This is a genomic window from Rubrivivax sp. JA1026, assembly GCF_011065555.1.
Taxonomy (GTDB): Bacteria; Pseudomonadota; Gammaproteobacteria; order Burkholderiales; family Burkholderiaceae_C; genus Rubrivivax; species Rubrivivax benzoatilyticus.
In genome coordinates this window covers 395,470-407,783 of record NZ_JAALCQ010000002.1, presented here as the reverse complement: position 1 = coordinate 407,783, position 12,314 = coordinate 395,470, and the positions used below count along the sequence as shown (strand labels likewise).

7 protein-coding genes are annotated in these 12,314 nt (G+C 62.8%); all 7 read left to right on the top strand.

Annotated features, from left to right (window positions below):
- The first annotated feature begins 145 nt into the window (after positions 1-145).
- The 7 genes from G5B56_RS05580 to G5B56_RS05550 all read left to right on the top strand — a co-directional run bounded on the left by G5B56_RS05580 (position 146) and on the right by G5B56_RS05550 (position 12,310).
- Complete coding sequence (locus G5B56_RS05580) at positions 146-355, top strand: hypothetical protein (RefSeq protein ID WP_009855596.1); 210 nt, start codon at positions 146-148, stop codon at positions 353-355.
- Positions 352-1,152, top strand: a complete 801-nt coding sequence (locus tag G5B56_RS05575; RefSeq protein WP_240920666.1) for a hypothetical protein — start codon at positions 352-354, stop codon at positions 1,150-1,152. The genes G5B56_RS05580 and G5B56_RS05575 overlap by 4 nt, the downstream gene beginning before the upstream one ends.
- Positions 1,142-1,705, top strand: a complete 564-nt coding sequence (locus tag G5B56_RS05570; protein ID WP_164962561.1) for a DUF1788 domain-containing protein — start codon at positions 1,142-1,144, stop codon at positions 1,703-1,705. Before G5B56_RS05575 ends, G5B56_RS05570 begins: the two co-directional genes overlap by 11 nt.
- Positions 1,706-1,744: 39 nt before the next feature.
- Positions 1,745-5,206 (top strand): BREX system P-loop protein BrxC, encoded by a 3,462-nt coding sequence (gene brxC / locus G5B56_RS05565; protein WP_164962560.1) that lies wholly within the window; start codon positions 1,745-1,747, stop codon positions 5,204-5,206.
- An 83-nt stretch (positions 5,207-5,289) separates the two neighbouring features.
- A complete protein-coding gene (locus tag G5B56_RS05560; protein WP_164962559.1) occupies positions 5,290-8,676 on the top strand; it encodes an Eco57I restriction-modification methylase domain-containing protein in 3,387 nt (1,128 codons plus the stop codon).
- Entirely contained in the window at positions 8,676-10,406 is a 1,731-nt protein-coding gene (locus G5B56_RS05555; RefSeq protein WP_164962558.1) for an ATP-dependent endonuclease, read from the top strand. Before G5B56_RS05560 ends, G5B56_RS05555 begins: the two co-directional genes overlap by 1 nt.
- On the top strand, positions 10,403-12,310 hold the full coding sequence (locus G5B56_RS05550) for an ATP-dependent helicase (RefSeq protein WP_164962557.1): 1,908 nt from the start codon (positions 10,403-10,405) through the stop codon (positions 12,308-12,310). Before G5B56_RS05555 ends, G5B56_RS05550 begins: the two co-directional genes overlap by 4 nt.
- Positions 12,311-12,314: the final 4 nt, after the last annotated feature.

Genomic DNA, 12,314 nt, shown 5'->3' with positions numbered 1-12,314 from the left:
CGACTGCGGCTCATCTCCGCTGACGGCCTCACGACCGTCCAATGCCCCGCCGCGTTCACCCGTCAAACGTTTGCGCTTCGCAAGCCTGAGAGCGCGCGGGCGGGCTAAGCTCGCATTCCGCTAGCGTTCTACTTACAGGAGTGCGATGGCTATCAACAAGTCCGAAGTCTTCAGCGTGCGCGTGGAGCCGCGCATCAAGGCGGCCGTCCAGACTGCGGCCGAGCGCGAGATGCGGAGCCTCGCCAACATGTTCGAGGTCATGGTCGTCGCCTACTGCCGGGATCACGGGTATCCGCTGCCCGGCGTGCCCGAGGATGCGCTTCGCCACTTGCAGACGCGGAAGAACCCATCGTGACATCACCCAAGCATGACGGGTTGCAAGCACTCGGCTTCCGCTTCGGGCTGAACGGCCCCCACGCAGCGCGCACCATGATGCTGGCAGACCTCCGCCAGCTGCTGGCGCACACCGCGCGTGACGCCACCCGGGCCGACTACGCGCGGGCGGTCGTCGAGGAGAACGCGCTGGGGAAGCCAACGCGCAGGGCTCGGCAACTCGCGTTGCGGCACCTCGTCACCTTGTACGGACTGGACCCCACCAACCCCATCTTTCGCGCGTTGCGGCGACTTTGGCCTCTAGACGAGGCAGCGCAGCCATTGCTTGCCCTCGCGGTCGCCTTGGCGCGCGATCCTCTGCTGCGAGTCACCGTGCCCTTCATCCTCGAGCGAGGGGTCGGAAGTCCTGTGCCGCGGGAGGCCGTTGAAAGCTTCTTGGCAAGCGCCTGTCCCGATCGCTTCAGGGCCACGTCGTTGAAGTCCTTCGCGCAGAACGTCGCCGGCACCTGGACTTCGGCCGGTTTCCTTCAAGGGCACTCCCGCAAGACGAGGAGCCAGGTGCAGGCACGCCCAGAAGCCGTCGCGCTGCTTCTGTTGCTCGGCTACCTGGAAGGCCGTACGGGCCAGCGCTTGTTTTCGTCTGAGTGGACGAACTTGATCAATGGCTCACCCGATGAACTAGAGGCACTTGCAAACTCGGCGTCACATCGGGGCTTGCTCGTCTTCATGAACGCCGGTGGCGTCAAGGAAGTGCGCTTCCCCGGCTATCTCACGCCCGAAGAAGAACGAATCCGCCAGGAGGTCTCGCATGTCGTCTAAGGTCGCCAAGCTGGTTTCAGCCTATCGCCGGCACCTCACCGTTCCCTGGCAGGCGGGGCTAGCAGCCATCCAGCGCGTCATCTTCGCGGTCTACGACAAAACAGACGAACTGCGGCTACGCGCGAACGTCGAGGAGTTCGCGCTGGTCACCCAGCAGGCCGGCAAGCGCTGGCTGCTGCTGGACGTGACCCACGCCTTTCCCGAATGGATGGCCGGCCAGGAGTACCGCGATGCCTACTTCGAGTGCCCGGAAGACCTGGCGGGCTACCAAACAGGCGAACTGACCGAGTTCGTCGCCGACCTCAACGCCAAGCTCAGGGCCCGCATCGCGGCTGAAGCCGGACCCGATACCGTGGTCGCGCTGCTGGGTGTCGGAACGCTGTTCGGGCTGGCCCGAGTCTCGTCGGTCGTCGAAGGCATCAAGGAAGCCGTCGAAGGGCGCCTGCTGGTGTTCTTCCCCGGCGAGCACCACCCAGAGAACCACACCTACCGCCTGCTCGATGCTCGAGACGGCTGGAACTACCTGGCCGTGCCGCTGCTGGCCCAGGACTGACCCGACACGACGTTTCCAATAACCAAAGCAAGGACCACCATGCTGAACAGGGACATATACAACAAGACCCCGAAGGAAAACCGCCTCGTCAACAACGGCGTGGCCGAGGTCTCCGAAGACCACTCCGAGGCTGCGCAGGCCATCCTCCGCTACGAACTCGAGACCTTCGTCTGCGACGGCCAGTACGAGAAGGGTCTGGAGACCATCCTCGACAAGTTCCTCCTGAACCTGGACTCCAAGACCGAGCAGCCGGGTGTTTGGATTTCCGGCTTCTACGGCAGCGGCAAGTCCCACCTGGCCAAGATGCTGCGCACGCTGTGGACGGACTACCAGTTCGCCGATGGCGCCGCGGCCCGCAGCATCGCCAAGCTGCCCACAGGCGTGTTCGAGCACCTGAAGGAGCTCTCCACCCAGGGCAAGCGCCACGGTGGGCTGCACGCGGCGGCAGGCAAGCTGGGTGCCGGTGCCGGCGACAAGGTCCGGCTCGCGCTGCTGGGTATCGTGTTCAAGTCCAAGGGCCTGCCCGAGCAGTACAACCAGGCGCAGCTCGTCCTGTGGATGAAGCGCGAAGGCACCCTGGACCAAGTCGAGGCAGAGCTCAAGGCGGCTGGTCGCTCGCTGGCGCAAGAGCTGCCGCACATGTACGTCTCGGGCCACCTGGCCAAGGCACTGCTAAAGGCTCGCCCGGACCTGGCGCACACCGAGGCCGACGCTCGCAAGCTGCTCAAAGAGCAGTTCCCCCAGGTGACCGACGTCACCAGCGAGCAGATGACGACGGCCATCGAGGCAGCTCTCGCCCAAGACGGCAAGTTCCCGCTGACCCTGGTGGTGCTCGACGAGGTGCAGCAGTACATCGGTGCCGATGCCGAGAAGGCATTCCAGGTGCAGGAAGTCACCGAGACGCTGAGCAAGCACTTCAACGGCAAGCTGCTGTTCGTGGGCACGGGCCAGTCGGCGCTATCCGGCATGCCCAACCTGCAGCGTCTGATGGGGCGCTTCCCGGTGCAGGTGATGCTGGGCGACTGGGACGTCGAAAACGTCACACGCCAAATCATCCTGGCGAAGAAGCCCTCGGTGCAGCCTGAGGTCGAGAAGGTCTGGCGCAACAACCTCGGCGAAATCTCCCGCCACCTGCGCGGCACCAAGCTCGAGCACGTCACCGACGACGAGAACGTCATGACGTCCGACTACCCGCTGCTGCCGGTTCGGCGCCGCTTCTGGGAACGCGTTCTCCGGACCATCGACACCACCGGCACCGTCTCGCAGCTTCGCAGCCAGTTGCGCGTGGTCCATGAAGCCGTTCTGGCCACCGCTGAAGCGCCGCTGGGGCACGTGGTCTCCGGCGACTTCCTCTACGACCAAATTGCCGCGAGCCTGGTCTCGACGGCTCAACTGCCCAAGGAGGTGTTCGAGAACGTGCAGCGCTTTGCGGCTGGGGACGCGAATGCCCAGCTCAAGGCCAAGCTGCTGAAGCTCATCTATCTCATCAACAAGCTGCCTGCTGAGGCGGCGATGGACCTGGGCCTGAAGGCCACCGAGGAGGCGCTGGCCGACCTGCTGGTCACCGACCTGTCCGCCGGCTCGTCCGAGTTGCGCAAGTCGCTGCCGGCGCTGCTGGAAGAGCTGCAGAACAAAGACCGACTGGTCATGGCTCTGGCCGGCGGAAATGGCACCGAGTACCGGCTGCAGACCCGAGAGTCCGGCGCCTGGTACGACGAATTCCGAGCCCAGGAGGCCGAGATGAAGGCGGCCCCGCAGCGCGTGGAGCAAAAGCGTGCGGACCTGCTGAAGACGCGCTTCGCCGAGGTCCTGAAGAAGGTCCGAGTCACGCAAGGCAAGGGCAACGAGGTGCGCACGCTCCGCCCCACCTACGACGACACCCTGCCCAAGGACAACGACAAGAGCCTGTACCTGTGGATTCAGGATGGGTGGCAGACCGAAGAGAAGTCGGTCATCGCCGAGTCCAAGGCCAAAAGCAGCGACAACCCGACGCTCTTCGCTTTCCTGCCCGCCCAGCACAAGACCGAGCTGACGAATGCCATCGTGGCTCTGGAGGCCGCCCGCACCACGCTGCAGAAGAAGGGCAACCCGTCCACTGAAGAAGGCCGCGACGCCCAGCGCTCGATGGAGAGCCGCCAGCGCAACGCCGAGAAGGAGCTGGCCGAGCTGGTGGACAAGCTGATGGCTGGTGTGCGCGTGTTCCAGGCCGGCGGGCAGGAGGCCACCGACGGCAATGACCTGGCCGACCGCATCAACCGCGCAGCCAAGTCTTCGGCCATCCGCCTGTACAGCCAGTTCGATGCCGCCGACCACGAACAGTGGGGCAAGGTGCTGGACGAAGCCCGCAAGGGCAACCTGGAGGCCTTGAAGGCCGTCGGCCACACCCAGGAAGCCGACAAGCATCCGGTCTGCCAGAAGCTGCTGGGCTTCATCGGCCCCGGCAAGAAGGGGTCGGAGATTCGAGAGAACTTCGAGGCGCCGCCTTATGGCTGGCCCCGTGACGCCATCGACGGTGCGCTTTACGCGTTGCTGGCGTCCGGCCATGTCAACGCCACCGACGCAGCCTCCAAGCCCGTCGATGGCAAGAGCCTGGACCGCGCCAAGCTCACCCAGACCAGCTTCCGGCGGGAGAGCATCAACATCACGCCGATTCAGCTCATCAAGATTCGCAAGCTGTTCGATGCGGTGGGCATGCCGTGCCAGCCCAAGGAGGAGCTGAACCGCATGCCAACCCTGCTGGCGAAACTGCGTGAGCAGGCCTCCAAGGCGGGTGGACCGGCACCGTCCCCTGACTTTCCGAAGCTCACGGTCATCGAGGCCATCGAGGCCCACAGCGGCAACGCCCAGTTGTTGGAGGTGTTCAACCGGCACGACGAGGTGCTGGCGCTGTCGCAGGCCTGGACCAAGACCGCAGCCGAGATTGCCAAGCGGCTGCCTGCCTGGACCAAGCTGAAGGACCTGCTGCGGCACGCCAAGGCGCTTAGCCCCTACACCAAGCTGAAGGCCGAAGCCGACGCCATCGAAGCCCAGCGCAGCCTGCTTGCCGACCCCGACCCCGTGCGCCCGCTGCTAGACGAGGCGGTTGACCTGCTGCGCCAGGCTCTAAAGGCCAAGCTGGAGGCCTTCCAAGAGGAATTCGCCCAGCAGCAGACCCTGCTGCAGCAGGACGCCGACTGGAAGAAGCTCAGCGATGCGCAGCGCGACGACCTGACGGCCAAGCACCACCTGACGGCGCCTCCCGCCGCAGCGGCCGGTACGCCGGAGCAATTGCAGGACGCGCTGGACGCCTGCGACCTGGACCACTGGGTCGCCAAGACCCAGGCTTTGCCCAGCCGCTTCGAGGCGGCGCGGCATGCCGCGGTACAGCTGCTCAAGCCCAATGTCGTCCACGTCTCGCTGCCCAAACGCACGCTGAACGACGAGACCGAGCTCAAGGCTTGGCTGGCGGAGGTGGAAGCCCTGCTGAGCGCCAAGCTTCAGAAGGGGCCTGTCGCGCTGTAACAGCCTAGACCGACTAATTGGGAAGCCGGGTACCAACTGCCGTTACCCGACGTACCCGAATCAGGGAAAACAAAGAACACCCCATGCCGACCGTCAGCAACCAGCCTCTGGCCAAGCCCCTGCGCAGCCAGCTCGAATACACCGTCAAATCCGCCCGCGACGTGGCCGAGAAGGCTGCGCTGGCCGCCCTGCGGCAGCTGGCCGTCAGCGAAGCGAAGGCCCCGGACTACCTGAGCGACGAACTCAAGGCCCTGCGCCGGCGCCTTCGCGCCCATGGCCGCGCGCTGGGCGATGTGAAGGCCAAGGACGACACCCAGGGCCTGCAGCACCTGGTGTGGGAAGTCGCTTACGAGCACTGGCACCGCATGCTCTTCGCGCGCTTCCTGGCCGAAAACGGGCTGCTGATGTGGGAGCTGGGCGCCCCGGTGTCGCTGGAGGATTGTCAGAACCTGGTCGACCACGAACAGGCCATGCTGGAGGGCGAGAAGCTTGCCTCCAAGACGCAGTGGGAGCTGGCTGGCAAGCTGGCGGCGCGGATGCTGCCCCAGGTATTCAAGCCACAGAGCCCCGTGTTCGAGCTGGCCTTCGCGCCCGAGCATCAGCGCGAGCTGGAGCGCCTGCTGGCCGTGCTGCCGTCCGAGGTGTTCAAGGCCAGCGACAGCCTGGGCTGGGTCTACCAGTTCTGGCAGGCCAAGCGCAAGGACGAGGTCAACGCCTCGGAGGTGAAGATTGGCGCCGACGAGTTGCCCGCCGTGACGCAGCTCTTTACCGAGCCGTACATGGTGGACTTCCTGCTCCACAACTCGCTGGGGGCCTGGTGGGTGACGCGGCACCCGAGTAAGACCTGCCCCGTGCCACTGACCCACCTGCGCACGCTGGAAGACGGCACGCCGGCGGCAGGCAAATTCGAAGGCTGGCCCAACAAGCTCGACCAGTTCAAGCTGCTGGACCCCTGCTGCGGCTCGGGACACTTTCTGGTGGCGGCTTTCCTGCTGCTGGTGCCCATGCGCATGGCGGCCGAAGGCCTGAGCGCGATAGACGCGGTGGATGCCGTGCTGGCCGACAACCTGCACGGCCTAGAGTTGGACGCTCGCTGCGTGGAAATTGCCGTCTTCGCGCTGGCCCTGGCGGCCTGGCGCTTCCCGGACGAGAACGGTGACCCGCTGGGCGTGCGCGCGGACATGCCGGCGCCGCAGGTGGCCTGCTGCGGCTTGAAGGTGGCGGCCAAGCCTGAGGACTGGATGGCTCTCGTGCCGGACGACGCGGCCAATGCTGCCTACCTGCGGCAGGAACTGCGCCTGCTGCACGCGAGCTTTGCGCAAGCGCCGTTGCTGGGCAGCCTGCTGGACCCGACGCGCAGCCTGAAGAATGACCTGGCCACGTCCAGCTTCGATACGTTGCGCGACCTGTTGGGGCAGGCGCTGGCCACCGAACGCCCGGCCACGCTGTGGGGGCAGGCCAGCGAACTGCAGGACGACAGCTGGGACTTGGCGCTAACAGCCAAGGGCCTGCTGGATGCAGCCCGACTTCTGGATGGGCGTTATCACCTTGTGGCGACAAACGTGCCCTACCTTGCGCGGGGTAAGCAGCATGACGTGCTCAGGGACTACTGCGAAGCACACTATCCCGAGGCCAAAAATGACCTCGCCAATGTTTTCCTGGAACGCTGCCTGGAACTCAGCCGCGACCAGGCAGCCGGTGTAGTGCAGATAGTCATGCCGCAGAACTGGCTGTTCCTCACCAGCTACAAGAGGCAACGCGAGTCGCTGCTCAAGTCGATTCAGTGGAACTTGTTGGCGCGGCTAGGTCCTGGCGCCTTCGAGACCATCAGCGGCGAGGTGGTACAGGCGGTCCTTCTTACCCAGACTCACTCCAAGCCGTTGGACGGCTTTCAACTGCGCGGCGTGGATGCCAGCACGCCGAAGGTGGCCCAGGAGAAGGCGACTCTGCTCCGCGTGGGCGAGTTGGTAGCGGTAAGCCAGAAGGCGCAGCTGGGGAATCCGGACGCTACCGTCAGCCTCGACGACCAGCAGGGTGTCAAGCGCCTCGGCGAGATTTGCTACGTGCGTGGCGGCACAACCACTGGCGACTCGCTTCGTTTTCGGCGGACGTTTTGGGAGATTGACACGAAAAACAAGGCCTGGGCGCTTCAGCAGGGCACCGTCGATTCGCAGGTCCCCTACGGCGGCCGAGAGTACTGTTTGCTCTGGGAGGATGGGGAGGGGGCGTTATCCAAGCTGACAGGCGGCCTCGGCGCCACCATTGCTGGACGAGATGCGTGGGGCCGTAACGGCATTGCCATTACCTACACACGTAGCTGCACAGCGACGCTTTATACGGGCGAGCTCTATGAGAACGTCATCTGCGTCGCGATACCAAAAAAGCCGGAGGACTTGCCGGTACTGTGGAGCTTCGCGCGCTCCGGTGAACTCTATGACGCAGTCCGGTTGGTTAATCAGAAGCTCAGTGTCGACGTTCGCTACTTCGAGAAGGCGCCGATTGACCTGACGGACTGGCGTAAGCGGGCCAGTGAAGAACTGCCGAACTTCTGCATAGCGCCATTCTCCAGTGACCCAACCCAATGGCTATTCCACGGCCACCCGATGCCGGCCACCGACCCGCTGCAAGTCGCTGTTGGCCGCCTTGCTGGCTACCGCTGGCCTGCCGAATCAGATAGGACGATGGAACTGGCCGACGAGGCCCGCGCGTGGATTGCCCGTTGTGAGAAGCTGGAAAAGCATACCGATGACGACGGCATCGTCTGCCTGCCCTCGGTACGGCAAGAGGACCCAGCCCACAAACGTCTGCTCAACTTGCTAATCGACGCATGGGAGACCATTGAGCCTGGCAGCTGGAAGCCCACCGTTCTAGACAAGCTGCTTTCTGACGCCGATTGCGCGGGCAAGGGTCTAGACGTTTGGCTCCGTGACAAGTTCTTCGAGCAGCACAACAAGCTCTTCCACCACCGCCCCTTCATCTGGCATGTGTGGGATGGTCTGAAGGACGGCTTCGCCGCGCTGGTGAACTACCACCAGCTCGACCACAAGAAATTGGAGCGCCTCATCCACACCTACCTGGGCGACTGGATTCGCCAGCAGGAGGCCGGCGTGCGCTCGGGTGTCGATGGCGCACAAACTCGCCTGGCTGCCGCCCAGGACCTGAAGCGCCGCCTGGAGCTCATCCTCGAAGGCGAGCCGCCCTACGACATCTTCGTGCGCTGGAGGCCCCTGGCCGAGCAGCCCATCGGCTGGAACCCTGACCTCAACGACGGCGTGCGGCTCAACATCCGCCCCTTCATGACAGCCGAGGTGCTGCGCCACAACAAGAAGCCCAAGCTCAACATCACTTGGGATAAGGACCGCGGCAAGGACGTGGAAAGCGCGCCGTGGTTCGAGACTTTTGGCGGTGACCGCATCAACGACCATCACCTGACGGTGGCGGAGAAGCTACGGGCCAGGGGGGCTGCCTGATGCTGTTGACGAGTCTGAGGATTGAACACTACCGAGGCATCAAGGCACTTGAGCTCGCGCTAGGCCCTACGACCGTCTTGGTCGGGGAGAACAACTGCGGCAAGACCACGGTGCTGCACGCGCTGCGAGCCTGCCTATACACCCTGCGCTCGGCCGGGCGAGCTTCACCATTCGAAGAATTCGACCTGCACTTCGACAGCAAGGCCGCGGACCCCACCACCGCGCCGCCCATCGTCATCACACTGACCTTTGAAGAGGCGAACCCTGGCGAGTGGTCGGATGAGGTCGAGCAGCGGCTTGGCGGCGACGGTGGTGTGATTGCACTGATGCCCCCCGACGACCGAAGCCGTGTCCAGTTGCGTGTCACGGCTCAGTATTCGCCGGTGACCCAAGAAATCGAGACAGTCTTTGAGTTTCTCGACGCTGCTGGCAATCCTCTGCCCGCAAAGAACCGCAGCCGACTGACGGGCTTGCAGCAGTTGCGCCCGCTGTTCTACCTGTCGGCCTTGCGTGACGCCGGCAAAGAGTTCTCGCGGACTTCACAGTTCTGGTCTCCCTTTGTCAAAAACTCCCAAATCGACGACGCGACCAAGGTGGCCATCGAGACGCAGCTCGAGGACATCAACGCCCAAATCATCGAGGCCCATGGCACCTTCAAAGGGGTACGCGAGCATCTGGCCAAGGTTCAAGAGTTGGTGGCACTCGGTGGGCAGGACGTCGTCAGTGTGGATGCCGTGCCGGCGCGGGTGTTCGACATGCTGAACCGAACCCAGGTCAGCATCGCGTCGTCCACTGGTGCGCGACTGCCTATCGGGCGGCATGGCGAGGGCACGCAGAGCTTGACCGTGCTGATGCTGTTCGACGCATTTCTGAAGTCGGAGCTAGCCCGGAAGCAAGGCGTCAAGGAGTCGAAGCCTATCGTCGCGCTGGAAGAGCCCGAGGCTCACCTGCATCCGAATGCGGTCAGGGCACTTTGGAAGACTATCGACGACATTGACGGCCAGAAGTTGGTCGCAACACATTCGGGAGACCTGCTTTCCGAGGTGGATGTATATTCGATTCGCCGGCTATACAAGAAGGACGGAAAAGTACAAGTCGGCGCGCTACCTCATGGACTCCTGGACGAGCGGCAGTCGCAGAAGTTTGATTACTTCGTCCGCAGGACTCGTGGAGAACTATTCTTTTCCAGGACGTGGCTTCTGGTGGAGGGAGAAACAGACGTAATCATCCTAAGTGGCGCTGCTCGAGCGCTCGGTATTGAATTGGAGCAAGCAGCAGTGCGTATCGTTGACTACGCACAAAGTGACCTGTCTATTTTTATTGCTGCTGCCGATGCGCTTGGCATCCAGTGGCACGTGTTCTCAGACGGTGACCCGGCAGGACTCAAGAACATTAAGAAGGCACGGGATGCACTTGCTGGTCGAGACGAAAGTTTCCACGTATCGCTTCTTCCAAACAACGAGCCCATTGAGCCTTTCTTGTGTAGGCGTGGCTTCATGAAAATCTACGAAGAGCATGCCAGCGCACAGAACAGGCCACGTTACATCACGGTAGACAAGACGGACGATGCATATCCCGGCCAGCTCTACCAATGTCTCCCCAACAACGGCAAGCCGTCTGCGGCCCACGCAGTAGTGGCGGCGATGGTCTTGGCAGGAAGCAATTCTGTCCCAAAAGAAATCGCTGAATGCCTAAGAGCCGCTGTTCAACTTTCGAAGGGCGACCAGTGAAATACCTTGAAACGCTCAACCCCAATCAACTGGCCGCTGCGCAGTGGAACGAGGGCCCCTTGCTGGTTCTTGCGGGGCCAGGGTCGGGCAAGACCGCGACCTTGACTGCCCGTGTCGGGCGGCTGGTTGAACAGAGTCGCGATGAAGCGTTCCGGATTCTGTGCCTGACCTTCACCAGGAAAGCTGCAGCTGAAATGCGCGAGCGGCTGCTGAAACTGGTGCCGGCCGCGAAAGAGCGAGTGCTGCTAACAACGTTTCACTCGTTCGCCACCGACATTCTTCGGCAGCACGGGAGTCACTTTGGGCTAAGCCCGGATTTCGAGATTCTTGAGGAGTCGGAGCGAGTCGGCCTAATCAAGTCAGTGCTGGCAGAAAAGGCAGACGAACTCACAAAGTTCGTCTCTGCCGAGCGAGCCTTGACTGCGGTGGACTTCCTGCTTCGGAACGTGACGCCCGATGCGAAAGTTCCGACTCTCCTCAAGGACCATGAGGCAGGCCAACAACTCCAGGTGCTGTTCGCCCGCTACAAGGAGCTTTTGAAGCAGCAGAACTGCTTGGACTACGGAGCAATCCTGTACTTTTGCGAGGAGTTGCTCCGGGAGCGGCCTCGCGTCAGCAAGCAACTGCGCACGGTTTATCGCTTCGTCTGCGTCGACGAGTTTCAGGACACCAACGTCGCCCAGTACCGCGTACTGCGTGCCCTGGCGCCCGAGAAGTCCGCCAACGTCTTCATCGTGGGGGATGATGACCAAGTCATCTATCAGTGGAACGGAGCCAGTCCAACCAGGGTGCGAGAGCTTGAGCAGCACTACGACCTGACAACCATCCAACTGCCCGAGAACTACAGATGTCCGCCGGAGGTGGTGGCCTTGGCCAACGCGCTCATCGTCCACAACGGCGAACGCTCTGCAGACAAGAAGCCCCTGCTTTCCATGAAGGCTGACTCGGGAGCAGACCCCATCGAGCTTTTGGCCTTCGAAGATGACCAACAGGAGGCCCGAGGCATCGCCGAGCGCATTAAGGCTAGGCTTGCAGCCGGGGCTCGCCCTGCCGATGTGGTGGTGTTGGCCCGTGCGACCAAGCTGCTGGAGCGTGTTCAGAAGGCTCTGAGCGAGGTCTCGGTTCCAAGCCATGTGCAGCGGCGGAAGTCTCAGTTCGAAAGCGCACCTCTCCGATTCATCGGGTCGGCTCTGAAGCTGGCGTTGGTGCGGTCAGATGATGACTTGGCGGCGACAGTCACGAAGGCGCTGTCGGACTGCGTAGAGCAAGACTCGAGCGAGGAAGCCTTGGCCGGCTTCTCCGCTCAACTCAATGGCGACCAACTGGAAGCACTTGGAGCGCTCGTCACAGATAGTGTGGCGGTCCCTCGACCGCTACAGCAAGCGGTCTCCGCCTTGGTTCGCGGCGACTACGCGAGATTCATCCAAGAGGCGCTGGCCTATTTCGATTCCGTCGAGAGCGAAAGCCGAGACAGCGGTGACGAGCAGTACGCCGAGTACCCGTCGGAACGGGCGGTGTGGCAGAGCATCATTCGCGAGGTTGGAGGCGAGGAAGACGCCTATTCGCTTTCGCTGGGTCAGTTTCTCCAAGAGCTTGCGCTGGCCAATAAGACACCTGAAGCACCAGCCAACTCAGTGCGCTGCCTGACCGTCCACAGCTCCAAGGGGCTTGAGTTTCAGCACGTTTACCTTGTTGGCATGTCCGAGGACCAGCTTCCATCGTTCCAGAGCAAAAAAGCTGGCGATGACAGTCGCGAGATGCAAGAGGAGCGCCGGAACTGCTTTGTAGCCATCACAAGAACCAAAGAAACACTGACCATGAGCTACGGAGAGAAGTACAACGGCTGGCGCAAGGCGCCATCGCGGTTTCTCTTCGAAATGGGCCTGTTGGTCGCAGGAAATTGAAGAA